Origin of the sequence: Sinorhizobium medicae (assembly GCF_007827695.1) — a bacterium.
GTDB classification, from domain to species: domain Bacteria; phylum Pseudomonadota; class Alphaproteobacteria; order Rhizobiales; family Rhizobiaceae; genus Sinorhizobium; species Sinorhizobium medicae.
On the sequence record NZ_VITA01000014.1, the window covers coordinates 25,291 to 50,994 of the forward strand.

A 25,704-nucleotide genomic window follows, 5' to 3' on the forward strand; every position below is an offset into this window, starting at 1 on the left:
CGCGCTTCCCAGATCGATCGTAGTCAAGACGCCATTCCCCTTCGAAAGTCATCTCAGCGACGGGCGAAGTTTCGTAGAAGATGGTTGTCATCGACCATCCCCGAAGGTCGGCAGGAAGCCGAGGTCATCGTCCAACGCAGCTGAAGGCGCTTGGGCTGTTTTGAGGTCGCCGATCTCGATGCCGACTGTTCGTGCAACGATCAGAGCTTTTTCGAGCTGGCAGCTTCTTTTGCCAGATTCGAGCTCGACGATGAAACGTTCACCCGTACCCGAACGGGTGGCAAGCTCTGCCTGGGTCCAGCCGAGGACTTTCCGTTTCTCCCTGACGGCATCGCCGAAATCGCGTGCGGACCTGAACATCGAGCATCTCCCAGCAACGGCTTACCGTACAGGAAGACTCGCTCGCTTTCGATGCAAAACTTACCGATCGGGAAGCTTAAACGAGTGAGGCGCACATTCTTCCCGACAGGGTCGAACGTGCCATGGGAAACTTCAGTCCGGTGCGGACAATTGATTGACGCGCGTCAATGTTGACGCATCATAGATCTGACGCCAACACAGACACCTTTCTAGACGCCCGCCCGATGCATCAGCTTCTGCAAAGCCGCGGGATACGACATCCGGTTCATTTCACAAAACTGAAGAAAGCGGTTGAAGGTCGTAACAGGCGGCCGAATGTTGAGGTTGGCAGATGGCGCGGAAGGTTTTCGATGAGTCAGCTTCTGGATTGGTTCGCGAGGAACAAAACCGTGGCGGTCAACAATCTCGTCGACCTTGGCGTCCGGAATCCCGGGGCGTCATCCTTGTCTGGAGTGATGTTGGCGAGCTTACCGCCGAAACCTAGATCCTTGCCACTCATGCCACGGCCCTCGCATCGATTACAAGATTGACGAGTTCTTCTGCCATGCGGAAGGCATTGTCCTTTGCCGCCGGCAGTCCACTCACTTCCTTCGGCTCAAGCGAGTTGAGCTCCTGTTGGTAGAAGAACATGGCTTCGTTGAGGTGGTTGCGAAACATCGGCACTTCGCTTGCCGTCAGTTGGGACCGTTCCCGGGCGGATTTGATGGTCGGTGCTCGGCTGAGCCGTTCTGGCAATTTGGCCTCTCACGAGACATTGAGAGGGGCCATACCAAGACGGAAGCAAGTCGATTCCGGTGGCCGAAGCTCTTCGTCGTCGCGATATACCCTTCGTGTTCACCATCGGTACGGCAGCGGGGGCATGGCGGAGTTTAGCAACGAACTCGCTTTGCAAAACCGTACGAACTTTGGAACTGAAGGGCATGCTCGTGGACTGAGTTGACGGAAGCCTGCCGTCTGGCGCCAATTTCCAACATGCCCGAAAATCGTCGATTGGATGAAGAACGACAGTTGCCTGGCGCCGTGCATGCGTGATCCGCGGTTCCAAGCGCTCATTGAATTGAAGCGAGGGCTGACGCCACGGCCATTCAGCTATTAAAGAGTCCTTGATTTCGCTTCACGGCCGACGAGGAACTAGACCCGTCGGCAAATATGCTTTGGCGCGCGTTCGCAGCCCATTTGAAACAAACCGCCGCCTGCAGGGTTGAGCGCGAAAGATAGAGGCAGCCCGAATGCACTCGCTCAACGTCGCTGGTATCGTAATTCTCCTTACGGTCATTGCGCTGTTCGTCCTGGCGTGGATCGTAGTTTGATGAGTAAGTCTGGGAGCTGGGGCTCGTTGACTTGCTTCATGGTGACCGCCGTCAATCGGCCTCACGCTCTCTCTCGACGGTTCCAATATGCGGTTAGATTAGCTGTTGAATCCCAAGAAAGCCGTAGAGCGCGATCACGAGCAGGACGAGTACCAGCAATAGAATGATCATCGTCAATCTTCTTTTGGTCATTCCGCGGGAAATAAGAGCCTACGACTCGTTTGGAATAGGACTGAAGTCTTACGCCTAACGAGTTGCAGCGGAGATGGCCCCGTTGTCATCCTCCATGAGCTCTGTCGACGAGGCGGTATGGGAAATTGAAGCCGCTGCCGATCCTCATGCGAGCGGCCCACTGCGATGCCAGTGTTGCGACCTTGCTATTTGGCGTCAAAGCGTTCAAGCATCTTCTTCAGCCGAAGGTTCTGTTCACGAAGCTGTTCAGCCAGTAACCGCTTGAGGCGCTTGTTGTCTGCGTCCAGCGTGGCAAGCTCGTCGACGGAGATCGGATTGTCGACAGTCCCGTTCTGCGGCTTTCGAGCCTCGGTCCCAAGCTCCGAATTGTGCGCAATCGCCTGGGCGGGGGCGCGCTTTCGACGAGTGCCGGTTGTCGTTCGACGCTGGGATGCTGGTTGGCTCTCCGGCACTTGAGCCACAGCTTCGGCCGCCACCGAAAGATCGGCAGCATGCTTCAGGATTTCAGTCTCTGCACCTTCGGAGGACGGCACAACTGCGACATCGCCGCCGTCTTCGCTGGCAGAAGCCGCATTTGACGAATCAGCCAGCCCCATTTCAGCTGAATCAGGGGTCAACGGTGCCTCATTTGAACTGAACAGATGCGACGCCTTCTCTTCCACTTCCCGGGCCAAAGCCCTGAGATCTGTGTCTCCCCAGATTGAGTTTGCTTTGGTTTTTGGCTGTCGTCGCCCCGACTTGAATTCAACAACGAACCTTCGTTGTGGCGTCTTCATCTGCTTTTGATCCCACGAGTCGTGTAAAAATGAACGCCGATTGGCGCCGCTGCATTCCTGCTGGCGCACCAATACAGCCATTCGTAACGTGGTTCAACCGCTCGCCAACCTCGCAAGCGGGCACGCCTTTCACCCGGCAAGAACGGTGAATAGCACAGCTTCGTCTGCCGCGGCCAGAGGCGAAAACAAGCTTTCGGCTAAAACGAAACACGCCGAGGAAACGCCGCCCGGCGGACTCCCGGTCCCGGTTAGTCCAGACCGAGCCTCTTGCGCAGCTCGGCATTTTCCGCACGCAGCTTCTCCGCCAGCAGCTTGCGGAGCCTCTGGTTTTCCTCTTCGAGCTCTACAAGAGCTGCCAGGTCATCGCCGGCCGGGAGGGGCCCAGGGTCCTTGGTGCCCTTTTGCTCGCCAGGCTTCGCAGCACTTTTCCAATGATAGTAGGTTTGCTCTGATATGCCGGCGCTCTTGATGGCATCCTTTAGGGTGCTGCCTTCGCTGACTTGTGTCTCGATCTGCTTGAGCTTCTCGCTCTTTTCTTGCTCGGTATACCCCCTGCGTTTAGCGGCGGGCGTCTTTGCTTGAGCTGGTTCGGCAGACGCCTTCTGAGGCCGTGGCGACCTCCGCTTCTTAGTCGTTGATGGTTTCATCTCTGTGTCCGTCACTACAGCCGCAGCAACTGGTCCCGTATTACTCTCGTCAGCCATCAGCAATTCCTTCCTTTAGTACATCGCCTGTTTTCGGCTGAGTGCTCCACAAAGTCAACACAACCAGCAGAGTCCTGCTTTACAGATAGTTGATGTTTGACTAGTGCGTAGAGGCCGTCCTGAGGCGCAGCACCGGCACGGCAATATACGCTCGAATCTATTCCAACAATGGCCGGCGGCTCAGCAGGCTCTCGAACTGATGCAATTGAATGGCGGCAGGGCTTTGGCGCCGAGCAAGGACGGCGCAAGTTTGCACTTATCGGGACCGACGCCAAGCTCAGGAAACTTCAAATCGCTCAAGCATCTTCTTAAGCTGAACGTTCTGAAGATGAAGCTTTTGGGCGAGCTGGATCCTCAGAATTTTGATTTCTTCGTCGAGACTTGCCACTTCATCGAAAAACAAGTCACTCGAAGACGAGGGTGGCAAGCTTTGATGATACTTTGGAGCGACAGCGCGCTGCTTAGCCACGTTGAAGTTGCCTCTCTTCCCACGGTCTCGACGCTTGGTCTGCTGCTTGCTCTCCAACTTCGTGCGTGCAGCGCTTTGCGGAACCAGCAAATTCGCTTCGGCACCCAAATGGTTAGCTTCATAGGGCCCCAGTGTTTGAGCCTCTTCAGCATCGATTGGCGGTTCCAGATCCTGTGAGACAACGTCATCGCCTATTGTCTTATCCGAATGCCCGAATGCGACCGACCCTTGATCAATCGAGACGTCCTCCTCGCGAGCAGGTGGGCTGGCAGCGATCGTCGAATTGTGCGGAAGTGCGGACGTATGCTCCACTTCGCCCCCGTGAGCCTTGGGATCAGCGTCATTCCCAAGCGAACTCTCTTGCGCTTTCAACGATGGTCGACGCGACGTCAATTGCGCGAGGAACTTCCACGGTGCTTTCATAGTGTTCCTATCTTCAGGCAGCCGGACCCGGCTCCCAGTCCTCGAGTTCGGTGCACCAGCGGGTGCGGATCATGCGTCAGGATAGAAACCCAGTCAGACCCTGGCAATGAGAATGAGGTCGGTTGTGTAGGACACACCCGGAATTCCGTCAGAAACAACCGTCCGCGCCTTCCTTGCGGCCGAAATACCTGCACATCGACCAAACTGGGCTGAGCGGCAGCAAGCAAAGGAGACGATTTTGAGCAATCGGTTTCGAGCAATGCGGAGCGGAAGCTGGAGCTGACAAGCCGGATCGTCGCAGCCTCTCTAAGTGGCAATGCGGTTCCTGTCGGCGATTTGCCGGATCCTATCCAGCAGATCTTTTCCTCTCTGAGCGGACCATCTCCGCGACATCAGGCTGAGCCGGCCGTTGGAGAACAGCGCCCGCCGTTCCGATCAAGAAGTCCGTGACAGTCGATTTCATCATCTGCCTAGAGGATGGTGAAAAGTTCAAGTCCCTGAGGCGCCACCTGATGGACAGTACGGCCGCACTGCGGAGCAATACCGGGAAAAGTGGGGCCTCCCAGATGACTACCGCATGATTGCTCCTAGCTATGCTCGACAACGAATCTGTCAATCCGGCCATACTGGCCTGTATTCACCTCTTGCGACCTTGCCAAGGGCACCTTTCTTAACCTCTGCAGGCTATTTTCTTACACGTTTCCGCAAAGAAAACGGGGTTTAGGCGTCCACCGATGATGACCGTAATGAGCTGCATCACAAACGAACACAACCTGCTATTGGTCTCCGTGGCGGCGCTAATTTGTCTTTTTGGCTCGGCAATAACTCTGAGACTGCTGAACCGTGCGGTAAGCGCCTCTGGTGGGCAGAGGTTCGGCTGGCAGTTTCTAGCGGCGGTCGCTGGCGGTGGCGGCGTATGGACAACCCACTTCGTCGCCATGCTGGCATACGAACCTTCCGCGCCCGTTTCATTCGATCCAGTTATGACTTTGCTGTCATTGGTGATCGCCATGGGTGGCCTCGTTGCCAGTTTCTCCATCAGTGGCATAAGAGCGAACCGCATGTTCGCCCCGCTTGGAGGCGCTGTGGTCGGGCTGTCGTATTCAGCAATGCACTACACCGGAATGTTCGCCTTTAGTGTCATGGGGTTGATTGAATGGCAGCTTGGTTACGTCGTCGCTTCGATACTGCTCCCGGTGGTATGTTCAGCAGTGGCGGTAGCCCTGGTGTCGCGGCCGGATCTGCGGGCGCAACGTTTCTGGATGGCCGTGACGCTCTTTGTCATGGGCATCGTGGGTCTGCATTTTACCGGAATGGCGGCGTATCGTATCACGCCCCTGACAAGCAATTTTCCTGAGGTCTCCCCGGCCGCCGCTCTCGCCCTCGGCCTCGCTATTGCGATTGTGGCTCTGATCGTCGTCGGTGCCGGTATGGCGAGCTATCTAATCGACACCGATGTTCGCGCACACTCGCAGCAACAGCTTCGTTACATGGCCGCCCACGACGCACTCACCGGTCTGCCCAATCGCATCAGCTTTACAGACCGACTGATTGAGGTTCTTCATGAAGCTCGAGGGTCCGGCCGCAAGTTCGCGGTCATTGGCATCGACCTCAATCGCTTTAAGGAAATCAACGACACGCTCGGGCACAGCGCGGGCGATGAAGCGCTTCGCATCGTCTCGCGTCGCATGGCGCAATCCCTCGATAGCGACGAGTTTGTGGCGCGCTTGGGCGGCGACGAGTTCGCAGCAGTGAAGACATGTGTAACAAAGAAAGAAGTCTCCGCATTTGCCGACCGGCTTGCGGAGATTTTCGGCCGGCCCATCCGTGTTGGCAACATAGAGGTGACGGTAGGTGCAAGCATGGGAGCTGCCATCTGGCCGGACGATGCCGAAGCTCCCGACGAGCTGGTCAACAATGCTGATCTCGCTATGTATCACGCAAAGCACACCTTTCTGGACGTGCCATGCTTCTATGACTCGGGGATCGGCGCGTCCGTGCGCAAACGACGGCAGCTGGGCGAGGCACTGCGGCACGCGCTGGAGCAGGACGAGCTCGCCATTCACTACCAGGTGCAGAAGTCCCTCTCAACCGGCGAAGTCCAGGGCTACGAAGCGCTTTTGCGCTGGACCCATCCGCAGCTCGGGCCCATTCCGCCATCCGAGTTCATTCCGATTGCCGAGGAGAATGGATTGGTTCGGTCCCTCGGGGTCTGGGTACTTCGCCGGGCCTGCATGGACGCTGTAACGTGGGATAAGCCTTGCCGTGTGGCCGTTAATGTCTCAGCCGTCCAATTCATGGATGCCAATTTGCCTCGGCTGGTACATGAGGTTCTGATTGAAACCGGCTTGCCTCCCCAGCGGCTGGAACTGGAGCTTACCGAAACCGCATTGATAAAGGACAAGGGTCGCTCGCTGCATATCATCGGCCAGATCAAAGCACTGGGGGTCGGCTTGGCCCTGGACGACTTCGGAAGCGGCTATTCTTCGCTCGAAACATTGCGATCTTTTCCCTTCGACAAGATCAAGCTCGACCGAGCCTTTGTTGACGGCATTGAATCAGACCGCCAGTCCAAGGCTATCGTAAGAGCAGTGCTAGCCCTCGGCAAAAGCTTGGATATTCCCGTCCTAGCCGAGGGTATAGAGACCGACGAGCAGATGTCGGTTTTGCGCTTGGAAGGATGCGACGAAGGGCAAGGCTATCTGTTGGGAAGGCCATCACCGATCGGCGATCTCGCGCAAAACCGCCAGCCGGCGCAGAGTGACACTCCGCGACATCAGCGCGTCGCTTGATAACAGGGAGCAAAACAACGGCAACGGCGGGCAACGCATTCTCCCACCATACGACAAGAGCATGCGAACGGCAGGAGCGTAGCGTCGACGCAATTTCGCGGTTGTTCCTCGCTGGCCGCAACGATCCCTCCCAAAGAGCCTCGGATCGCTCATGCGCTTGCCACTCAGCGGCAAAATCTCATCCCGCTTCAGAAAACGAGAGCCGCATCTCAGAAGACTGCAGATTACTGCGTGCGGGCACATCAGGCGGCAATATATCCGTCGGACGTCGGGAACCCCTTGCCGGCCGCTCGGGCCTTCACGGCTAAGTCCGCAAAATTCCCAGCAGCTCCGATGTCGAACGGCAACACGCGATCGCCAAACAGTTCGAGCACCCCGTAGAGCGTTTCGGTCAGAGCTTTCTTGCGCCGGCCATCCGGCAAAGCACCGATGCCAAACAGCAGTTCGCCCACGTCACACTGGACAGATACAGGGTCTCAGCGACCTGATCGTTCAGCCAAAAGTGGCACGGCCGGATGGGGGGCTGGTTTCATCGCCTCGGAGACGACATTTGTATCCAAGACGATCATTTAAACCTCATTGGCTCTGCCGGCGACTTGTCACGCACCTCATCAAACACTGCGAAATCATCATTGGTCAGTCCCAGCCGCCTGCCGACCCCAGCCAAGGCATCCCCCATGCGAACCCGCTGCTCCGGCCTTACCGCACTTTCCAGAATGTCGCGGACTTCCGCCTCGGTGCTGCGGCCGTGCATCGCCGCCCGCACGCGCAAAGCGCGATGCACCTCATCAGGAACATTCCGTACTGTCAGGATGGCGCTCGGCGTGCCGCTCTTGCGCGAAGGAAGTCCAATCGGCGTGCTGGCATTGTCCCGCTCAACGGTACGTCCCGTCACAGGGAAACAAGTCGAGCTGGCATCGACTTTCGCTGACCCTGGCAGCGATCGCGATCGAAAACGTACGTTTGTTCCAGGAGGTGCAGGCAAGAACCGAGGAGCTGTCGCGATCACTCAAGGATCTGAGGACGGCGCAGGATAGGTTAATCCAAACGGAAAAGCTGCAGCTGAGTCACAAGGCCGCCGGCGACGGTCGGCGGTCCTATTTTGAGAAGTGCTGTCGCAAACGCGCGTCCTGAATTCGAATTCGAAGACGGAGAAAACGTCACCTACGCCGGACCAGACTCGATAGCTGAATACTCACAATGGCGAGCGCATCAGAATAGGCGCACCGGTACCGAATTCGATTTGGCACAATGCGGAAACGACGTTCTCAAGACTTCGGACGATGCCGAGTTTTCACACATCCTCATTAAAAAAGCTAACCTCGTCACATCCGAAGCAAGCTCCAGAGCGCTCGCGAAAGCCTCAGAAGATCCGGCCTTATACATGCACGACACCCGCCGTCTAGCCGGACGACTTCTCTGCTAACAAAGTGTAGTATGCAAGGCTACAGCGCGCGCCGGCTTCTTATTGGACGCACAAGCGTCGCTGTAGCACTTTGAAACATGCAGTCATCCAGTTCGGCCCCGGTGGTGCCGCTCCGCAGTACGGTTCGCACGCTGAACAGCGTCTTTCGAAGGAAGCAGCGGTCGTGGATACAACCCCGCATTCAAACCGACCCGCAGCTGTCGCTGCCGGTCGCAATCCGTTGCGCAGGACGGCGCTTATCATAGTGCTCCTGGCGCTCATCCTCTTTGTCCTGTCGGTCTTCATGGAGAGGCGGACTCCTTCCACTTCCCAGGCACAGTTCCAGGCCTATGTCGTGGGGATCGCGTCGGAAGTGACGGGGCGGGTGGTCGAGGTTACCGTTTCCGACAATTCGTGGGTGGAAGCCGACCAGGTCCTCTTCCGCATCGATCCTGAGCGATACCGGCTCGCCGTTGAGGATGCAGAAGCCGCGCTGGAGAGCGTAGGGCAAAGTATTGGCGCGTCGACCGCGACGGTCGATGCCGCGCAGGCCAATCTCGTGCAGGCGAAGGCAGACCGGGACCATCTGCGTGACGAGTATGCGCGGGCTTCAGAACTGGTAAAGCGAGAAGTGTTCTCCAGAGCCCAGTATGACGCGGCCAAGTCCGCTTACGATCAGGCCGAGGCGTCGGTCACGGCGGCCGAGGCGGAGCTTGCCAGAGCCAAGGAGGAGCTTGGTCCCGCAGGCAGGGACAACCCGCAGATTCGCGAGGCGCTTGCAGCACTGGAGCTCGCGCAGCTCGATCTGTTGCATACGATCGTCCGTGCGCCGTCGGCGGGCGCCGTCACCAATCTGCAGCTCTCCATTGGCAAGGTTGTCTCGGCTGGCCAGGCGGCGATGACGTTCATAGACATCGGAACGTTCTGGATCTACGCCGCCTTCAAGGAGAACAGCCTGGAGAATGTAGTCGCCGGCAACCGGGCCGAGGTTCTTTTCGATGCGCTCCCGGGGCGGCTCTTTCCTGCCAAGGTCGAAAGCGTCGGCGCTGGAGTGTCGCAGGAGGGATCCGATCCGGGGACGGGTCTGCCGACGATCCGAAACGACAGCGGTTGGGTCAGGGAGGCGCAGCGCTTTCCCGTCCGATTAGTCATGGATGGGGAGCGGCCGCAAGGTATCCGCTATGGGTCGCAGGCAACCGTCGTGATCTACACCGGCGAGCATCCAATAACCAATGCCTGGGGCTGGCTTTGGATCCGCATCGTCTCGGTGCTGACCTATGTGGGCTGATCGCGACGATCCGTTTGCCGAGCAGCGTCGAAAGGGACTGCGGGTGACATTTGCGGTCACGCTGGGGTTCACGTCCGCCGTCGCAATGGGTGCGATCGTGCCGTTCCTCGTACCCCTGTTTGCCGCACAGTTCCTGTTGGGAAGCACTGCTCCGATGCCTCTTGTGAAGACATTGGGGGCGGCCTTGCTGATCTTTTTCACAGGGGTCGGCATGATGCTGCTGACCAAGCTGTTCGGCGATCGCCCCGCGCCCTTCCTGATCCTGCTGGCGCTGATCTACTTCTTCTGTTTCCTGGCCCAGTCTGCGGGAAAAGGGGGGCCTGCGATCTTCCTTATACAGGTGGTCGCAATCATGGTTCCTTTGATCGGCATCCTGAACGAAGACCTCGCGAATTCGATCCTGTCGATCCTTGTAAGTGGCATCCTCGGCGGCACGCTTCTGATGTGGCTCGCCCATGCGGTGATTCCGGAGCCAATTTCGACGCGCGCCTCGGCAGCTTCGGCAACAGTCAGGCCCCCTTCCTATTGGCGAGCACTGGCGAATACTGCGATATTGGTGGTGGCGGTGGCGGTCTGCCTGATCAACGATCAACTGTCCGCTGCGATGGTGATCCCCATTACCATCGCATCGCTGCTCGGCCAACTCGACGTCGGTGCGAGCGGCCGCGTGGCAATCGGCCTTGTGATCATCAATCTGTTCGGAGGGATACTGGCATCCATTGCCTATGCCATACTTACTTTGCGTCCAGAACTGTTCTCGATCTTCCTCATGGTCCTCGTGGTGTCATTGATCCTCGGCGGACGCGCCGCTGCAAGTTCGCAAGACGCCAAGATGTTCGCAGGCGCTCTCACGACATTCCTGATCCTGTTTGGACTTGGCGTGTCACCGGTGCCGGGCAGTGCCGCCGAGTCCTTCGCGACCCGCATTGTATTTGTCGGCGCGGCTTTGATCTATGCGCTGCTGATGGCTCTCATCTTCTGGCCGCAATCGGAACCACGAGAAAGTCACGCCAAATGACGTGCGAGATCTCTCCGAGATTCCATTCTCGATGGCGCTTCGCGCTTGGACGCTTCTTCTCGCCTTGTTCCAACCCACCAGAGCAATTGGATTTGGCGGCCATTGAGCGTAACCCCAAACCGGCGCGGCTCAGCAACATAATCAGAAGTTGTTATTTGCAGCGATGCGCGTCATTGACCGACAATGCGTCTGCGATGCCTTTTGTCAAAGGCACGATAGACCCGCATTGACTGACCATTCGAAGACGCTGCAGACGCCACGCCCAGCGCTCCAGGAGGAATTCGAAATGACACTGCGCGGCTCATTTTCTGTTTCGATAGTTGAGTTCGCACAAGCCGTCGCCGATCGAAGGGTAAATGAGCTATTCGCCTGTCCGCGGCAGTGCTCCCCAAGACAATTTCGGCGACACTCATCCGCATGTCGCATATTCGATGAACGCTCGTTGGGTCGGGCCGCACTTCGCCGAATGAACGAACATCGCATTGCGCGGCGAGGCGGTAGGGGCCGGCAAGGTGCCCGCATGCATCTCAGATTCCTTTGTCGCTGACCGCTCGGAGAATACTGGGACTAGCCAGCCGCGTGGAGCCGAACGGCCAATGGGCAACAGGGAGACGATCTCATCGAGTCTAAGCCGTAGCGCAGCATCAAGGCCTGCTCCTGCCAAGAAGAAGACGCTGACGATCACGCCTGAGGGGTGTGATCCATTCGCGCTGAGTCCTGCCGGAACGGACGGTGCCATGCAGGCCACGCGCGCCTGTCGGGAGCCTAACTAAAGTAGATATCCCCTGCGAACTGCCTGCCAGCCGACACCGCAAGGCTGTGTAGGGCGCCGATTGGATGACACTGGGCGGTCGGGGTGGAGCGTAGAGAACGCGAAGCTCGAACGGAGCTTCACCGCGGCCGACGCGTTGAGTTTGCGTCTGGTGATCGGAGATCAGAAGATCTGGCCTGCTGCCTTCGACCACCAACACGCTAACAAATAGCATCAAAATCGTAGGACACGACTCAGGAGGTGGCAGAGACTGGCCCCTTGTTAGTGCCGAGCCAAGCCTGCAACACAGTCCAAAGCACTGCCAGCGTCGTCGCGCCGATAAACATGCCGGTAAAGCCCCATGCTGCCAGGCCGCCGATGACCCCGATGAACAGCACGAGCATCGGTAACTGGCCGCTACGCGCGATCAGCATGGGCTTGACGATATTGTCTGTGCCCATGAGCACAATGATCCCCCATGCAACCATGAAAATCGCCCAACCGGTCTGTCCCTCGGCGCCCAGCCAGATCGCCACCGGCAACCACACCAGAAGCGGTCCAATCTGAATCACCGCCAGAAAGAACGTTGCGGCGGCCAAGGCAACCGCTCCAGGAACGCCGGCGATTACGAAGCCGATCCAGGCCAACACGCCCTCGAGCAGGGCCGTTCCAATTACGCCGATTGCAACGCCGCTTATGGCCTTTCCCGCGGCACTCAGCAGTTCCGGCCCCTTTGGCCCGACGATGCGTACCATGATGGCCGATACAAAACCCAACGCCCAGGTGCGCGATGCGTGAAATATCGCGGCCAACACGACACCCACGAAAATTTCAAGGACAGCCAGCAAAAGACCCGTCCCGAGATTGAGGAGCCAGCGCCCCGCAGCGGCGAGCTGGGGTTGATACCGCTCCAACAACTCCAAGCCTTCGCGCTGCAGTTCCTGCCACGCTGCCGCTGCCTTGCTTCCGACCAGCGGAAGTCCTGCAACCCACTCGGGCAGGTTGGGGATTCCGCGGGTGCTCGCTGCACTCAGCCACGCTCCGGCAACGCCCAACTGGCTGGCAACCGAAGAACATAGGAAGATCAGCGGCACGACGGTAATAGTCGCGGCGACAGCGCCGAATATCACCGCAGCCAGGCGGCGCCTTCCGTTCAGCAGGTCAACCATGCGATCAAACAACCCAGCCGTGGCTGTGGCAAGAATGACCGCATAGGTCAGGACCCCGACAAAGGGTAGCAATACCCAGAAGGTCGCGGCAATCAGTATGGACACCAGCAGCAATGCCAGGGCGATCTCGATGATTTTCTGGTGCTGACCGTGATCACTACGCATTTCTTGCATAACGCACCTCCTGGTTTGGATCAGAAGTCAGTGAGGCCCGGCAGACGCAAAGGTCGAATACATGGCTTTCATGCACTCGGAGCGGTTTCGCACCGCAAGCCATTGTTTCACGGTTGGGCGACATCTAGTTGCGCAGCGCGCCGCGAGAACCATATTTCCGAGACTTTGAAAAGAAATGCCGTGGTCCAGCCGAACAACAGTATTCCGTTTACACCTTCAATGGCACTGGCGAGCCGCCACTCGGGCGATAGCGTTATGTCGCCGTATCCAATCGTGGCGAAGGTAATCGCCGAGAAATACACGGCTTCCTCAAAGTTATGCAATTCGCCTGCCAGCCGATATGCCGTCGCCCACACTATGATCTCGATTATGTGCGCAATCACAAAGCCGGTCACAAAAAAGCAACTGACACCCAGCCGCATGTACGCGGGAAGTTTGCCGGTATCGGTAAGGGGGCCCCGTCCTATACGGAACAATAGCATAACTGCCACGCCGTGAATAAAGATCGTGGTGAGCAGCACGCCAGTGGCCGTGACAAGCTGATGTAACATCTTTGTCCGCCCTTTTGGCAACAAATGCCATGTCATCCCGTTTTCATCGAACGAAGCTGCTTGCCAACTCCAGTCGCGCTGGACGATCACCCTCATCCAACGGCGTGACGTAGCAACTCCGATGTATGGTCGCCAGCCCCTTCGGAACCCCTGTTCTCCAATAAGTAATTGACTCGAAGTGATCGCCGAGTGGCTTTAAACCTATGCCCGCTGGGTACTTGTTCGAACCCTCGTGTCGCTTCGAACCGATTTGATCTGGTGAAGCTTTGTTTAGAGGCCAAGATCAATATGTGAAATCCATGGGAAGCTTCGCCCCGATAGGGTCTCCCAGAAAACTATCTACCATGCTCATCGGATTGTCTACCGCTCGGGGACGCTATAGTTCGGATTATACTCTCGCTTGGCGGCTGCCGCGAAGTAGCGTGTCGTCGACGCATCTCTTCATCGGGCGAAATGCTCCCCCATCATAACCAGCGGGCCTCCTGTTGGCTGAACGCGTGTGTTCAGTTCCTTGCCGACTGCGCTTGTTGTCTTGGTCTCGTTCGCCCCACCAGAGGTGGTGCTCGCAGGGGTTCCTCAAAACACCTTCCCTTCCCTCAGATGCGTGGTCGTGCCGTTCAGCAGGTAATCGCCCAGCACACGCGATTTGTGCAGCAGCGGGTTGTGGTTGAGGATCGTGCGGATATTGCGCCAGTGCCTATCGAAGTTGTTGTTGCGGGAGGTCGCCGACCCGCCCCCCAGCTCGAACATGCGCCCGGCGCTTCGCAATCCGAGCTGACCAAGAACCAGTTGCGTTCGCGCCGTCGCAAGCGCGCTGGCGATCAAGGCATCCTCAATCTCGACATCCGTCCCCACACCGAGTGCGGCAGCCGAGCGGTCCAGCGCCTCCGCAGCTGTTGCGACTGCCGCATCGATAGCAAAGGAATTCGCAGCGATTTCGCCGATGACCTGCTGGACGAAAGAATCGTCACTTGCCGTTTCGGCGTTGCTATGGGCGGCGGAGCGCGCCTGTTTCCGGACATAGGCGAGCCCATCCGACAGAACATTGCGCACCGCGCCGGCGGCGCTCGCCGCCAGATGCAACTGGCGCAGCGTCGAACAATGGCGACCAACGAGACTGTCGAGGGTTCGGCGGGCCAGTTCGTGCGGAAATACCTCGACATTGTCGAGGATTACACTGCCGCTTGCCGTTAGTCGCTGCCCCATGCCATCCCAATCATCGAGAATGGTGATGCCTTGCCTGTCGACTGGCAGCAGAACACCGACTGCCTGCCCTTCCTCATCCAGCGCACTGAACGAAGCAAAATCGGCGAAGGCCGTTCCGGTGGCGTACCATTTCCGGCCATTGAGCCTATAGGTTTCACCCTGCCTGACAATCGTCGTCGTCACCTGTCCAGGACGGGCGGTGCCCTGCTCGGTGTGGGCACCGCCGAAGAGCTTTCCAGCGAGGATCAATTCAATCGCACCGGCATCGCGTTCGCTAGGTTCGCTTAAGATGACGTTTTCGACATAGTTGAAATGCGATCTCAGCGCATGTGCGACGTTCGAATCGGCGGCGCCAATCGCGGCCATCATCTCGATATAGTCGGCAACCGAACCGCCGGGTCCACCGAGCGAAACCGGGACACGGAAGGTCCCAAGTTCCAGTTCACGGAAAAGCTCAAAGGCTTCGAAGGGGAGCTTACGCGAGAGATCTCGCTCGGCCGCACCCTTGGCGACTTCGGACACGAAGACAGGAATGCGCGCAAGAAGTTCCGCGCGTGTTGGGCGGGACTCGGTCAGCGCCTTGGTTATCGTCACACGTCAACTCCGAAAATGAAGAAGAAAATGAAGAACAGGAGAGTGCAGCCGGTCCGCCCGCGCTGCACTGGCGCCTCCGACGATTACGCCGGGATCATTTACGATTGTCCGTCGAGATAGATGTCCGCCCCGTTGCCCCAGAGATGCTCGACACCAAGTTTCAGGTTCTTCAACCGCTTGTCGTAGACGGTGATCACCGCCGGCGTGACGATATCGAGCGTCGGCAAGTCCTCCACCACCAGCTTTTGGAACTCGTTGAAGAGTTCCAACCGCTTCTTCGGGTCGATCTCGACGGCGGCCGTTTCGAGCAGCCGGTCGACTTCGGGATTCGAATATTTGGAACCATTGGTGAAGGGGACGCCCGGCTTGAAGTTTTTCGACCAGTAGAGGCGCTGGACGCCGACGGTCGGGTCGTAGAGATTGCTCATGCCCTCGATGGCGATGTCGAAGTCTCGATCAGTGAAGACGCGCTTGACGAAAGTCGCGAAGTCCTGCGTTCGCAGTTCCACCTTGATGCCGACCTTGGCAAGCGCCTGTGCGATGTATTCCGCGGTCTGCTTGGGAGGACCGGACGGCTGGGTCGGATCGATGAATAGCTTGAAGCGAACACCATCGGCGCCGCGCGAGTAACCTGCCTCATCCAAAAGCTTCTCGGACTTCGCCGGGTCGAACTCGTACTTGGGAAGGTCCGGCGAGTAGAACTTCGCAAGGTCGGGGCTGACCGGTCCGTCGAGGCGGGTGGCGTAGCCGAGGTAGACGGTGTTGACGATGAAATCCTTGTCGATCGCATGCGCGATCGCATGTCGCACCTTGATGTCGGCCAGATACTTGTTCTCAAGGTTAAACTCCGCGCGGGCAATGCTCGGTGAATACGGCGCCGGGTCGGTATCGACGACGAGGTTCGGATTGGCCTTCAGGCGGTCGATATCGGTCAGCGGCAGGTTGGCCGTCGAGACCTGCACCTCGCCGGTCTCAATCGCGGCCACAGCTGCGGCGGGATCGACGATGAACCGGAAGATGATCTGGTCGAGGTAAGGCTTGGGCGAACCCCAATAGTCTTCGTTGCGCACGAAAAGTGCGTGGCTGCCGCGAACCCATTCGACGAACTTGTAGGGGCCGGTGCCAATCGGCGCGACGTTGTGCGGGTTCTCCGCAATCTGCGTGCCCTCGTAGAGATGTTTGGGAACGATCGGCGCCTCAAAGCTTGCAAATGCCGTCAGCAGGTAGGGTGCCGGCTTGGCAAGGACCAGTTCCACCTCATGCGAATTGAGAACATTGGCCTCTTTCACATGGGCAAAGGTCGCGCGGCCGCGCGGATGGTTTTCCTTCAGCGCCAAGATCGAGAAGGCGACGTCTTCGGCGGTGAAATCCTTGCCGTCGTGCCAACGAACGCCCTGGCGCAGCTTGAACCAGTAGCGCAGGCCGTCTTCGCTCACCGTCCACTCGGTGGCGAGCAACGGCTGAGGATTGAACTCCTTGTCATAGGTCAGCAGGCTCTCGGTTGCCTTGCCGCTAATGTAATAGGCAGCGCCGGCACTGTGAGCGATGAGCACCAGAACCGGCGGCTCGGTGCCAATATTGATCGACACGCTGCCGCCGCGCGCCGGCTCTTCGGCGGCGGCGAACGAAGGTACCGGCAGCAATGGCACGGCAATAGCGGTCGCGAGTGCAACGGAGGAAAGCAAAAACGCGCGGCGCGTCGGCTTCAAAGTACCAGTCTGTCTTGATGTCATCTGAGTATCCCCAAGCAGGCGAAGCAGAGGCAACGCCGATTTTCCGGCACCCGGACAGGGTGTCAGCCAGACTATATAAAATCTACTATATCTGTAGATAGAGTGTAATTCCAAAGTCCGAGGCTTTTCTGAAAAAAGCTACTCAGGACACTCCGTTTGCCGCGTCCCCCGGGCTCCCCATGGAGAGGGTGACACGACGACAAAACTGGTTCGATGGAGGAAAAGTTCTCGTTTGGACGTGAGCGCGACAATCCATCCCAATATCCGCCGGCAAAACGCAATCGACAAAATAGATTATCTACATGCTTGCTTATCGAATGAGTTCTCCATGCGCCCCGAATTCATCGGCCATACATCCAACCGAAGGGTCAGACATTGTGCCCGCCTCCGGGCCGGTCATCGACAAGGCCTATATCCGCAATCATGTTCAGCCGGCGGAAGCGGCGGGCATCGACCGTCTGCTCATCGGTCAATTTGCGCAATGGCCCGACAACAACCAGATCGCGGCCTATGTCTTCGGCCAGACCGCGCGGCTCGGGGGCGCTGCTTGCCCACCGGCCTGCCTGATGGCCCCAACGCTCGACGCGCGCCAGCTTGCCACGCTCGATCAGTTCTCCGAAGGCCGCTTGTGGGTCCATATCATCACCGGCGGATCGAACGCGGAGCGGGCCCGCGACGGCGATTTCGAGGATCCCCACACTCGCTATGCCCGCACCGATGAATATCTGCAGGTACTGAAGAAGGTCTGGGAGAGCGACCGGCCTTCGATCATGAGGGGCGCTTCTACAGGTTCAAGGGTGCCTTCAGCCAGGTGAAACCCTACCAGAAGCCGCGCATCCCGATCTCTTTCGGCGGTTCGTCAGACGCGGCGATCGCAGTCGCCGGCAAGCATGCGGATATTTACGCGCTCTGGGGCGAACCCCTCGACGGCGCGAGGGAAACCATCGCCAAGATGCGGGCCGCGGCGCTCGGCAACGGTCGTGCCGCCGAGGATATCCGCTTCACCCTCGCCTTCCGCACCGTCGTGGCTGATACCGAAAACGCCGCTTGGGCAAAGGCCGTGGATATCCTTGAAAAGATCAAATCGCAGGTTGCGCGTTCTACCGGTGGCAATGGCGAGAAACTGCCGTCAAATGTCGGTTCCGTGCGCCTGCGGGAGGCCGCAAGCCGCGGCAAGGTTTTGGACAAGCGGCTCTGGACCGAAGTCGCGGAAGCAAGCGGTGCCGGCGGAAACTCGACGACCCTAGTCGGCACACCCGAACAGGTCGCCGACGCCATCCTCGACTACTGTGACGCCGGCGTTACAAACTTCCTTGTCCGGGGTTTTTACCCGACGGAGGATACCGTCACCTATGGCCGCGATGTCGTGCCGCTCGTCAAGGCCGGGATCGCCGAACGCGAAGCCAGAAAGGTTGCCGCCGATCGACCGCGCCGCTCGATATCGTCGACATCCATGCCCATCTCTGGCCGCCCGCCTGGCGCTCGGGCGGCAGATACGAAAAACCTGCTGGCGCATTTTCGCCGGAGATCCATCGAAAGATCGCCACGCCCCGGCGCTCGTCGATGAACTTGAGCAAAGCGGCGTATCGCTTGCCGTGGTCAGGGCGACGATCGAAAGCCTCTTCGGAATGGAAGGAAACGTACCGCTAACGGCCGTCAGGGAGGCCAACGACTGGCTCGCAACGCTTTCTCGCGAGCATCCGACGCTCACTGGGTTTGCCGTCGTCGATGCCTTCGCCGGCGAGGAAGCGGCCCGCGAGGCCGAATGGGCGATCGTCGACCTCGGTCTGACTGGCCTGGTGATCGACAGTTCGCGCGACGGCAAGCTCATCGCCGATCCCTCAGCCCGACCAACCCTCGACGTCGCGGCACGGCACAAGGTTCCAGTTTTCGTGCACCCGGTCGCCCACCCAAACGCCGAGGTCCTGAACGGTACCGGCAATCTCGGCAACTCGCTCGGCGTGGTTTGATGAACGGCGTCGCATTCCTGTCGGTGATCCAGTCGCCAATTCTTGACGAACTGGCGGACCTGCATCTGGTCTTTGCGACCCTCGGTCTTGGCGCAATCGTGCAGGCGGCGCGCGGCGGCATCTACGCTCGCGCAGAGCGGGCCCTGGGACGGCGGCCCAACACTACTTCGATACGATGGGGCATGATCCGGACATCGTCCGAACGCTGACCGGTTTCTTCGGTGCGGAACGGGTGCTTGCCGGTACGGATTGGCCGATCCTTGCAGTGCTCAACGGACACGAATTGCGACAGAGCCTGGCGCAGGCCGGGTTGAACGAGCGCGAGGCGGGTCTCGTTGCCGGCGGCAATGCCCGGCGCCTCCTCGGCTGCGGCACGATCAAGCGGCGTCTGCTGAATAGGCCCCGGTAAAACGAAGCCCCGGATCAACGATCCGGGGCTTTTTGCAATTCGATTTGCCGTTGGCCGGCCGACGCCGGCCGGGACCCGTCAGGCGACGCGCTGCGAACGGGCAAGCGGAATGATCTCGGCTTCCGCCGCTCCGAAATGCGGTTCGCGGCCCTCGAGCGGGTGGCCTGGATCGGTGAAGCCCGGAGTCGACGGATGGCCGGGCGCGACCAGCCGATCGACCAAAGCCTCGTCTTCCGCATCAAGCTTGACATCGAGGGCGCGGATATAGGCGTCCCAATGCTCTTCCGTGCGTGGTCCTGCGATTGTCGAGGTGATCAGCCGGTTGTTCAGCACCCAGGCGAGCGCGAAATCGGCGGAAGCAATGCCCTTGGCTTGAGCGTGCGCGGCAATCTGCTTAGCGATCGCGATCGATTCTTCGCGAAACTCGACGTCATGCATGCGCTTGTCGCCACGGCCGGCGCGGGTATCGGCGGCTGGGGCTTCGCCGGGATTATACTTGCCCGTCAGAACGCCGCGGGCGAGCGGGCTGTAGGACACAGCACCAAGTCCATAGGCGGCAGCTGCCGGCAACTGCTCCGCTTCGGCGGTGCGGTTGACGATGTTATAGAGCGGCTGGCTGGCGATCGGCCGGTCAATGCCGAGCCGGTCGGCGAGATGGGCGACTTCCGCAATGCGCCATCCCCGGAAATTCGAGACCCCGAAGTAGCGCAGTTTGCCGGCCTTGATCAGGTCGGCGATCGCCCGTACCGGCTCTTCGAGCGGCGCATCGAAGACGGCGCGATGGAAATAGAGGATGTCGATATAGTCGGTGCCGAGATTGCGCAGCGAGTTCTCGATCGTCTGATACACCCACTTGCGCGAATAGCCGCCTAGGTTCGGTCCCTTCGCACGCGAATTGACGAACTTCGTCGCCACCACCCAGTGGTCGCGGTTGGACTTGATACCGCGCCCGACCACCTCTTCCGACTTGCCGTCGTGGTAGACATCCGCCGTGTCGATGAAGTTGATGCCCTGTTCGCGCGCCTTGTCGATGATGCGGAAGGCGACGTCGTCCGGCGTTTGGTTGCCGAACATCATGGACCCCAGTGTCAGCGGCGACACTTTAAGGGCGCTGCGCCCAAGATAGCGATACTCAACCATTCAAGTTCTCCATTTCAATTGGTCTGGTCCGCGACATGACAGGCCACCTGGTGGCCGGGCTTGATGGAGCGGAATTCGGGATCGGCGACACGGCAAAGCTGGGTCGCCAGCGGGCAGCGGGTGTGGAACCGACAGCCCGACGGAATGTTGCTCGGGCTTGGCAAATCGCCGCCGAGGGGAGCCGCCTGCCGCGGCCGCGACGGATCGGGAACGGCGGCCATCAGGGCGCGCGTGTAAGGATGGCGCGGGTCCGACCACAGCGTCTCGTTGTCGGCGCTTTCGACGATCCGGCCGAGATACATGACCAGCACCCGGTCGCAGAAATAGCGCACCACCGACAGGTCATGGCTGATGAAGAGATAGGAGAGACCAAACTCCTTCTTCATCTCCACCAGAAGGTTCAGGATTTGTGCCTGGATCGACAGGTCGAGCGCCGAAACGGGCTCGTCGCAGACGATCAGATCCGGATTGAGCAGAAGCGCGCGGGCGATGCCGATCCTTTGCCGCTGGCCGCCAGAGAATTCGTGGGGATAGCGATTGATGGCGTCGGCAGGCAGCCCCACCTTGGCAATGATGCCGGCGACGGTGCGACGGCGCGCCGGCCTATTGCCGGCCTTATGCACGATTAGCGGCGCTTCCAGGATTTCACCGATCGTATGTCGCGGATTGAGCGACGCGAACGGATCCTGGAAGATCATCTGGATCGACTTGCGAACGTTTCTGAGCCGACCCTGATCGAGTGTCGTGATGTCCTCGCCCTTGAACTCGATCCGCCCCTCGGTCGGATCGACCAGGCGCAGAAGCGTCTTGCCGAGCGTCGACTTGCCGCAACCGCTTTCGCCGACAAGCCCGACCGTCTCGCCACGCTCGACCACGAGATCGACGCCATCGACCGAACGCAGCAGTCCGTCGCGCGTCTTGTAGTGCGTCTTGAGATCAGAGGCTAAGATGAGCGGCATCAGGGACGGCCTTGAGGGACGAGGTGAACGGGCAGGCAACAAGGCGATCCGGCGTTTGAGCAATCAAGGGCGGCACCTGATGGCCGCAGCTCGCGCGCGCCTGGCAACAGCGCGGCCTGAAGGGACAGCCGACCTCGCCTGCCGCCGAGACGATCGAACCCGAGATCTCGGTCAGCGGACCTTCCAAATAGTGAAAGTCGTGCTTCAAGCGCGGCGAGGCCGAAAGCAGCCCGCGCGTATAGGGATGCAGCGGATCGTTGAAGAGCTCGCCGGGCAAGGCCTGCTCTACCTTACGGCCGGCATACATGACGACGACCCTGTCGGCCCATTGTGCGACGACGCCGAGATCATGGGTGATCAGCACGACCGCCATCTGCAGTTCACGTCGCAGGGTGTCGAGCAGGTCGAGCACCTGCGCCTGGATCGTTACATCCAGCGCCGTCGTCGGTTCGTCTGCTATCAGCAGTTTCGGCCGGCAGGCAACTGCCATGGCGATCATGACCCGCTGCCGCATGCCGCCCGACAGTTGGTGCGGATAGTCGTCGACGCGTTTTTCGGCGGCCGGTATGCGCACGAGCTTCAAAAGCTCGATCGCCCGTTCTCGCGCCGCCCTGCCAGACAGCTTTTCATGCGCCTTCAGCACTTCACCGATCTGGCGACCGATCGACATGACCGGATTGAGGCTCGTCATCGGCTCTTGAAAGATCATTGCGATGTCGCGCCCGCGCAAGTGTCGCATCTCGCGCGCATCGAGACCCAGAAGATCGCGGTCATCGAAGATAATTCGGCCGCTGATGACAGCTGCTGCACGCGGCAGCAATTGCATCAAGGCGAGTGCCGTCAGCGATTTGCCGGAACCGGACTCTCCGACGATCGCCAGCGTCTCGCCTGCCCTTACCTCAAAAGACAGGTTGCGGACCGGTTCGGCGCGCGGAAAGCCAATAGTGAGGTTCTCGACCTGAAGCAGCAGCGACGTCATCGTCAACGATCCTGCGTGAAGCGGGGGTTGAGGGCGTCGTTCAGCCCATCACCGATGAGGTTGAGCGCAAGCACCGTGAAGACGATCGCCAGACCCGGAAGGGCTGTCAGATACCAGGCGGTTCGGACCAGTTCGCGGCCAGTGCCGATCATCGAACCCCAGCTCACGACGTTCGGGTCGCCAAGCCCCATGAAGGACAGCGCCGATTCCATCAGGATCGCCGTTGCGACCATGACCGATGAGGTGACGATGATCGGGGGCAGCGCGTTCGGCAGGATCTCGCGGAAGATGATCCGCCCGTGACCAAACCCGAGACTGCGGGCGGCCATGACGAAGTCCTTCTCGCGGATCGTACGAAACTCGGCCCTGGTCAGTCGCGCGACCGTCGGCCAGGAGATGACGGCGATTGCAAGCGTCACCGTGGTAGCCGAGGGCTGGACGATCGCGACAAGCACTACGAGAAGCACGAAGCTGGGCAAGGTCTGGAAGATTTCGATGAGCCTGACCAGGAGATCGTCGACCCAGCCGGCGAAGTAACCGGCGATCGCGCCGACGAACACTCCGAAGGTGAGACTGAGCGCTGTCGCCATCAGCCCCACGAACAGGGAGATGCGCGAACCGTGCAGAATGCCGGCCAGCACGTCCCGCCCGAGCGAATCCGTGCCGAGCGGGAAGGTCGGATCCTGGCCCGGCCACAGGAACGGCTTTCCGACCATCGAAAGGGGGTCGTCGGGATAGAGCACTGGGGCCAAAAGCGCGACAGCGATGACGAGTGCAAGGAATGCAGTGCCAAACAGCGCGTTGGGGTTGGCGAGGAAGACCTTCAGCGCCCGTCGCCCATTCGTAAAAGCGACCGCAGCGGTTGGCTGGGAACGCGCGTCGGGCGCCTTCACGTTGGACCAGGCTGGACGTTCCGGCGCGGTCGCCTGCTCGCTCGTCGCCGGAGCAGCATAGGCGCCGCCCGTGACAGCCGGAAAAGCCCCGAAGTCGGTGGTGGACATCAGCGCGCTCCAATTCGAGGGTCGAGCCAGGCGTGGACGAGGTCCACTGCGGCGTTCGCAATGATAACAAGAAGAGAGGACAGGAGCAGGATGCCGAGCAATACGGTGAAATCTCGGCCCATGACCGCCTCGAAGGCAAGCCTGCCGAGACCCGGCCAACTGTAGACTGTTTCCACCACCACGGCGCCGCCGAGCATGCCGCCGATATGCATCCCGGCCATGGTCGTGATCGGGATCAGCGCATTGCGCAGAATGTGCCTCGCCGTCACGCCAAACGGCGTCAACCCCTTGGCATAGGCAGTGCGCACGAAATCCTGGCTTTTGACTTCGAGCATGGCTGCACGGGTCAGCCGCGCATAGATCGCAACGTAGAACAGCGCGAGCGAGGTCGCCGGCAGCACCATGTAGCGTGCCGTGTCGAAGAGCGCCGGCAAGCCTTTCAGCTGGGAACCGATGGTGCCCGCGCCGCCGCTCGGCAGCCAGCCGAGCTTGATCGAAAAGAGCACGATCAGCATCAGACCAATCCAGAAGCTCGGGATCGAATAGAAAAGCAGCGAGAACACCGACAGCACGCGGTCAGGGATCCGCCCCGCAAAGTTTGCCATCAGCGATCCCAGGACGATGCCGAGAAGGATCGCGATCAAGAGGGCCACAGCCATCAGGGTCAGTGTGCCCGGAAGGCGCTGGGCAATCAGGTCAGCGACCGGCATGCCGTAGCGCGGTGAAAATCCGAGGCTGAACTGGGCGAGGTTGCCCAGATAGGTCGCCAATTGCTCGAGTACGGGGCTGTCCAGCCCGAAGCGGGCTCTTAGCGCAGCGACACTCTCTTGCGTCGCCGATCCCGCCTCGCCGGCCAGAACATCCGCCGCGTCGCCAGGTGCCAGCTGCAAAAGGAAGAAATTCAGGACCACAATTCCGAGAATCGTCGGAACCGCCTGCAGAAGCGTTCGTCGAAGCGTTCGCGCAATTCTGATTAGCACCGGCATCGATGTCGCCTCTCCGTTTGGCTGTCCGCAAACAGCGAACCTTCACCTCGGCCTGACGTTTCGCCGCGGATGATTTTTATAGTTGACTAATTACATAGTCTTTGTCAAATTTATTTTGGTAATTTCACCCTGCAACTTGCCAGATCCAGGAACTGCATTTCCGTATTTTACGAAATCCGCTCACATTGTGGAATAGTAATCCTACCTTAGTACAGCCCATTGCAATGACCGACTAAGAAGCGGCGCTCGAACGAAAAACGCTTCCCGGCACACCCCATCAGAGACAGCGGAGAAAACTGTGACGCGTAAAAATGCCATCTCACAAATCTGGTACACCCGCTGCCCTGTCCCGACACCAGTGGGCCTTGCCACCCAGCTTGGTCTTCTCGACACGGCATTTGCCGCCGAGGGCATCACGCTCAACTCCATCATCGACAGCAAGGATCGCTCCATCCGGTCCAGCCACTTCGATCACCATCTCGACTATTCGTTTCGCCATGGCGGCAATGTCCCGCCGGTCCGCGCCCGCTCGGAAGGCAACCCGACGCGGCTTGTCGGCATCACATGGACCGATGAGTTCCAGGCCATCATCACGTTGCCGGGCACCGGCATCAAAACGACACGCGACCTTTTTGGCCGGCGCTTCGGCATTGCGCGCCGTCCGCCAGGCATCGTCGACTTCATGGCCGCCACCGCGCTGAAAGGCCTTGTTTCCGCACTGTCGCTCGAAGGGCTCGCACCCTCCGATGTCGAGATCGTCGATATCCCGCTTTCCGAAAGCGTGCTCGATGGCAGAGAGGGTCCCCAGCTCTACGGCCTGCGCAACCGTCAAGCCTATGGCCCCGAAATCGCCGCGCTGCTGCGCGGCGAGGTCGACGCAATCTATGTCAAAGGTACGCCCGGCATTGCCGTGGCCAATCTCTTTGCGGCCCACATGGTCGCGGAATTCGGCTTTCACCCCGACCCGAAGATCCGCATCAATTCCGGCTCCCCACGGGTGTTGACCGTCGATGAACGGCTGGCGCAAGACCGCCCCGATCTCGTCGCCAAGCTGATCGCGACTTTGAAGCAGGCTGGCGCCTGGGCCGAAGAACATCCGGACGAGGTGCGCCGCTTCGTTGCCCGCGAGGTCGGCGCATCCGAAGAGGTCGTGGCTGCGGCCAACGGTCCGGATCTCCACAAACATCTCGGCATCGGCCTTGAACCGACACTCGTCGAGGCGATCGGGCACTACAAGGACTTCCTGCATGAATGGGGTTTCCTGGCGAGCAACTTCGACATCGACACATGGGTCGACCACCGCCCCTGGGCGGAACTCGACATCCGCGCTGTCGCTTGAACGAGA

At 59.5% G+C, this 25,704-nt stretch carries 24 protein-coding genes and 3 pseudogenes; 11 read left to right on the plus strand and 16 right to left on the minus strand.

The annotated features are described in order from the left end of the window. Positions 1–87: 87 nt before the first annotated feature. From FB009_RS21940 to FB009_RS21965, 5 genes are all read right to left on the minus strand, one after another. Positions 88–360 (minus strand): helix-turn-helix domain-containing protein, encoded by a 273-nt coding sequence (locus FB009_RS21940; protein WP_011970515.1) that lies wholly within the window; start codon positions 358–360, stop codon positions 88–90. A gap of 495 nt (positions 361–855) precedes the next feature. Beyond that, the gene (locus tag FB009_RS21950; protein ID WP_234887792.1) at positions 856–1,017 is read right to left on the minus strand and encodes a hypothetical protein; all 162 of its coding nucleotides are present in this window, start codon (positions 1,015–1,017) and stop codon (positions 856–858) included. A 1,030-nt stretch (positions 1,018–2,047) separates the two neighbouring features. Beyond that, positions 2,048–2,638 carry a hypothetical protein gene (locus FB009_RS21955; protein ID WP_011970513.1) on the minus strand — a complete coding sequence of 197 codons (591 nt, stop codon included), beginning with the start codon at positions 2,636–2,638 and terminating at the stop codon, positions 2,048–2,050. A 248-nt stretch (positions 2,639–2,886) separates the two neighbouring features. Next, the gene (locus FB009_RS21960; RefSeq protein ID WP_011970512.1) at positions 2,887–3,342 is read right to left on the minus strand and encodes a transposase; all 456 of its coding nucleotides are present in this window, start codon (positions 3,340–3,342) and stop codon (positions 2,887–2,889) included. A gap of 277 nt (positions 3,343–3,619) precedes the next feature. Beyond that, complete coding sequence (locus tag FB009_RS21965) at positions 3,620–4,234, minus strand: hypothetical protein (protein ID WP_011970511.1); 615 nt, start codon at positions 4,232–4,234, stop codon at positions 3,620–3,622. 273 nt (positions 4,235–4,507) lie between these two features. Here FB009_RS21965 and FB009_RS21970 point away from each other — a divergent pair. Both FB009_RS21970 and FB009_RS21975 read left to right on the plus strand, forming a co-directional pair. After that, positions 4,508–4,958, plus strand: a pseudogene (locus FB009_RS21970) (MucR family transcriptional regulator). Positions 4,959–4,968: 10 nt separating this feature from the next. Further along, complete coding sequence (locus FB009_RS21975) at positions 4,969–7,026, plus strand: putative bifunctional diguanylate cyclase/phosphodiesterase (RefSeq protein WP_011970510.1); 2,058 nt, start codon at positions 4,969–4,971, stop codon at positions 7,024–7,026. Positions 7,027–7,271: 245 nt separating this feature from the next. On the opposite strand, the pseudogene FB009_RS32795 reads toward FB009_RS21975, so the two are convergent. Together FB009_RS32795 and FB009_RS32800 are read right to left on the minus strand one after the other, a co-directional pair. Continuing rightward, positions 7,272–7,595: pseudogene (locus FB009_RS32795) on the minus strand (PIN domain-containing protein); the annotation flags it as partial. Further along, a complete protein-coding gene (locus tag FB009_RS32800) occupies positions 7,592–7,879 on the minus strand; it encodes a FitA-like ribbon-helix-helix domain-containing protein (RefSeq protein WP_101799467.1) in 288 nt (95 codons plus the stop codon). The gene FB009_RS32800 and the pseudogene FB009_RS32795, both read right to left, overlap by 4 nt. Here FB009_RS32800 and FB009_RS33230 point away from each other — a divergent pair. The 3 genes and pseudogenes from FB009_RS33230 to FB009_RS22000 all read left to right on the plus strand — a co-directional run. Then, positions 7,833–8,085 (plus strand): annotated as a pseudogene (locus tag FB009_RS33230) (GAF domain-containing protein); the annotation flags it as partial. The gene FB009_RS32800 and the pseudogene FB009_RS33230 sit on opposite strands and share 47 nt — an antisense overlap. A 530-nt stretch (positions 8,086–8,615) precedes the next feature. Continuing rightward, the gene (locus FB009_RS21995) at positions 8,616–9,719 is read left to right on the plus strand and encodes an HlyD family secretion protein (protein WP_011970506.1); all 1,104 of its coding nucleotides are present in this window, start codon (positions 8,616–8,618) and stop codon (positions 9,717–9,719) included. After that, positions 9,709–10,737, plus strand: a complete 1,029-nt coding sequence (locus FB009_RS22000; RefSeq protein WP_011970505.1) for a DUF2955 domain-containing protein — start codon at positions 9,709–9,711, stop codon at positions 10,735–10,737. The genes FB009_RS21995 and FB009_RS22000 overlap by 11 nt, the downstream gene beginning before the upstream one ends. A gap of 1,005 nt (positions 10,738–11,742) precedes the next feature. On the opposite strand, the gene FB009_RS22005 is transcribed toward FB009_RS22000, so the two are convergent. The 4 genes from FB009_RS22005 to FB009_RS22020 all read right to left on the minus strand — a co-directional run bounded on the left by FB009_RS22005 (position 11,743) and on the right by FB009_RS22020 (position 16,915). Then, positions 11,743–12,831 carry an AI-2E family transporter gene (locus FB009_RS22005; protein ID WP_011970504.1) on the minus strand — a complete coding sequence of 363 codons (1,089 nt, stop codon included), beginning with the start codon at positions 12,829–12,831 and terminating at the stop codon, positions 11,743–11,745. Between the two features lie 107 nt (positions 12,832–12,938). Further along, entirely contained in the window at positions 12,939–13,478 is a 540-nt protein-coding gene (locus FB009_RS22010) for a potassium channel family protein (RefSeq protein WP_018010760.1), read from the minus strand. Positions 13,479–13,958: 480 nt separating this feature from the next. Continuing rightward, on the minus strand, positions 13,959–15,182 hold the full coding sequence (locus tag FB009_RS22015) for an acyl-CoA dehydrogenase family protein (RefSeq protein ID WP_011970502.1): 1,224 nt from the start codon (positions 15,180–15,182) through the stop codon (positions 13,959–13,961). A gap of 98 nt (positions 15,183–15,280) precedes the next feature. Beyond that, the gene (locus FB009_RS22020) at positions 15,281–16,915 is read right to left on the minus strand and encodes an ABC transporter substrate-binding protein (protein WP_011970501.1); all 1,635 of its coding nucleotides are present in this window, start codon (positions 16,913–16,915) and stop codon (positions 15,281–15,283) included. A gap of 377 nt (positions 16,916–17,292) precedes the next feature. On the opposite strand from FB009_RS22020, the gene FB009_RS33685 reads away from it, so the two are divergent. The 5 genes from FB009_RS33685 to FB009_RS33240 are packed head-to-tail and all read left to right on the plus strand — an operon-like array spanning position 17,293 to position 19,294. Next, positions 17,293–17,730 (plus strand): LLM class flavin-dependent oxidoreductase, encoded by a 438-nt coding sequence (locus FB009_RS33685; protein WP_234838678.1) that lies wholly within the window; start codon positions 17,293–17,295, stop codon positions 17,728–17,730. Next, on the plus strand, positions 17,727–18,482 hold the full coding sequence (locus tag FB009_RS33690) for an LLM class flavin-dependent oxidoreductase (RefSeq protein ID WP_234838677.1): 756 nt from the start codon (positions 17,727–17,729) through the stop codon (positions 18,480–18,482). Before FB009_RS33685 ends, FB009_RS33690 begins: the two co-directional genes overlap by 4 nt. Before the next feature lie 28 nt (positions 18,483–18,510). Then, on the plus strand, positions 18,511–18,885 hold the full coding sequence (locus tag FB009_RS32805; protein ID WP_101798878.1) for an amidohydrolase family protein: 375 nt from the start codon (positions 18,511–18,513) through the stop codon (positions 18,883–18,885). Continuing rightward, entirely contained in the window at positions 18,885–19,094 is a 210-nt protein-coding gene (locus FB009_RS33235; RefSeq protein ID WP_234705099.1) for a hypothetical protein, read from the plus strand. Before FB009_RS32805 ends, FB009_RS33235 begins: the two co-directional genes overlap by 1 nt. Continuing rightward, positions 19,061–19,294, plus strand: a complete 234-nt coding sequence (locus tag FB009_RS33240; protein ID WP_234705098.1) for an amidohydrolase family protein — start codon at positions 19,061–19,063, stop codon at positions 19,292–19,294. Before FB009_RS33235 ends, FB009_RS33240 begins: the two co-directional genes overlap by 34 nt. 78 nt (positions 19,295–19,372) lie before the next feature. On the opposite strand, the gene FB009_RS22040 is transcribed toward FB009_RS33240, so the two are convergent. Genes FB009_RS22040 through FB009_RS22060 form a run of 5 tightly spaced genes read right to left on the minus strand, consistent with a single transcriptional unit; the run spans position 19,373 to position 24,359 of the window. Then, positions 19,373–20,434: an aldo/keto reductase gene (locus FB009_RS22040; protein ID WP_011970500.1), complete on the minus strand. Its 1,062-nt coding sequence runs from the start codon at positions 20,432–20,434 to the stop codon at positions 19,373–19,375. Between the two features lie 14 nt (positions 20,435–20,448). Then, entirely contained in the window at positions 20,449–21,393 is a 945-nt protein-coding gene (locus FB009_RS22045; protein WP_011970499.1) for an ABC transporter ATP-binding protein, read from the minus strand. Then, positions 21,371–22,372 carry an ABC transporter ATP-binding protein gene (locus tag FB009_RS22050; RefSeq protein WP_011970498.1) on the minus strand — a complete coding sequence of 334 codons (1,002 nt, stop codon included), beginning with the start codon at positions 22,370–22,372 and terminating at the stop codon, positions 21,371–21,373. Before FB009_RS22050 ends, FB009_RS22045 begins: the two co-directional genes overlap by 23 nt. Positions 22,373–22,374: 2 nt before the next feature. Beyond that, on the minus strand, positions 22,375–23,373 hold the full coding sequence (locus tag FB009_RS22055; RefSeq protein ID WP_011970497.1) for an ABC transporter permease: 999 nt from the start codon (positions 23,371–23,373) through the stop codon (positions 22,375–22,377). After that, positions 23,373–24,359, minus strand: coding sequence for an ABC transporter permease (locus FB009_RS22060; RefSeq protein WP_011970496.1), 987 nt, complete (start codon positions 24,357–24,359; stop codon positions 23,373–23,375). The genes FB009_RS22055 and FB009_RS22060 overlap by 1 nt, the downstream gene beginning before the upstream one ends. Before the next feature lie 298 nt (positions 24,360–24,657). Between FB009_RS22060 and FB009_RS22065 the strand changes: the two genes are divergently transcribed. Continuing rightward, the gene (locus FB009_RS22065) at positions 24,658–25,698 is read left to right on the plus strand and encodes an ABC transporter substrate-binding protein (protein WP_101798876.1); all 1,041 of its coding nucleotides are present in this window, start codon (positions 24,658–24,660) and stop codon (positions 25,696–25,698) included. Positions 25,699–25,704: the final 6 nt, after the last annotated feature.

Bases quoted from the DNA above. Each gene is read 5' to 3' on its own strand.
- FB009_RS21960 (WP_011970512.1), bottom strand. From the start codon at position 3,342: ATGGCTGACGAGAGTAATACGGGACCAGTTGCTGCGGCTGTAGTGACG.
- FB009_RS22040 (WP_011970500.1), bottom strand. From the start codon at position 20,434: ATGGTTGAGTATCGCTATCTTGGGCGCAGCGCCCTTAAAGTGTCGCCG.
- FB009_RS22045 (WP_011970499.1), bottom strand. From the start codon at position 21,393: ATGCCGCTCATCTTAGCCTCTGATCTCAAGACGCACTACAAGACGCGC.
- FB009_RS21950 (WP_234887792.1), bottom strand. From the start codon at position 1,017: ATGTTTCGCAACCACCTCAACGAAGCCATGTTCTTCTACCAACAGGAG.
- FB009_RS33240 (WP_234705098.1), top strand. From the start codon at position 19,061: ATGGGGCATGATCCGGACATCGTCCGAACGCTGACCGGTTTCTTCGGT.
- FB009_RS22005 (WP_011970504.1), bottom strand. From the start codon at position 12,831: ATGCAAGAAATGCGTAGTGATCACGGTCAGCACCAGAAAATCATCGAG.
- FB009_RS22055 (WP_011970497.1), bottom strand. From the start codon at position 23,373: ATGTCCACCACCGACTTCGGGGCTTTTCCGGCTGTCACGGGCGGCGCC.
- FB009_RS22050 (WP_011970498.1), bottom strand. From the start codon at position 22,372: ATGACGTCGCTGCTGCTTCAGGTCGAGAACCTCACTATTGGCTTTCCG.
- FB009_RS22010 (WP_018010760.1), bottom strand. From the start codon at position 13,478: ATGAGGGTGATCGTCCAGCGCGACTGGAGTTGGCAAGCAGCTTCGTTC.
- FB009_RS33235 (WP_234705099.1), top strand. From the start codon at position 18,885: ATGAACGGCGTCGCATTCCTGTCGGTGATCCAGTCGCCAATTCTTGAC.
- FB009_RS22020 (WP_011970501.1), bottom strand. From the start codon at position 16,915: ATGACATCAAGACAGACTGGTACTTTGAAGCCGACGCGCCGCGCGTTT.
- FB009_RS21955 (WP_011970513.1), bottom strand. From the start codon at position 2,638: ATGAAGACGCCACAACGAAGGTTCGTTGTTGAATTCAAGTCGGGGCGA.
- FB009_RS22000 (WP_011970505.1), top strand. From the start codon at position 9,709: ATGTGGGCTGATCGCGACGATCCGTTTGCCGAGCAGCGTCGAAAGGGA.
- FB009_RS21975 (WP_011970510.1), top strand. From the start codon at position 4,969: ATGATGACCGTAATGAGCTGCATCACAAACGAACACAACCTGCTATTG.
- FB009_RS21940 (WP_011970515.1), bottom strand. From the start codon at position 360: ATGTTCAGGTCCGCACGCGATTTCGGCGATGCCGTCAGGGAGAAACGG.
- FB009_RS21965 (WP_011970511.1), bottom strand. From the start codon at position 4,234: ATGAAAGCACCGTGGAAGTTCCTCGCGCAATTGACGTCGCGTCGACCA.
- FB009_RS22060 (WP_011970496.1), bottom strand. From the start codon at position 24,359: ATGCCGGTGCTAATCAGAATTGCGCGAACGCTTCGACGAACGCTTCTG.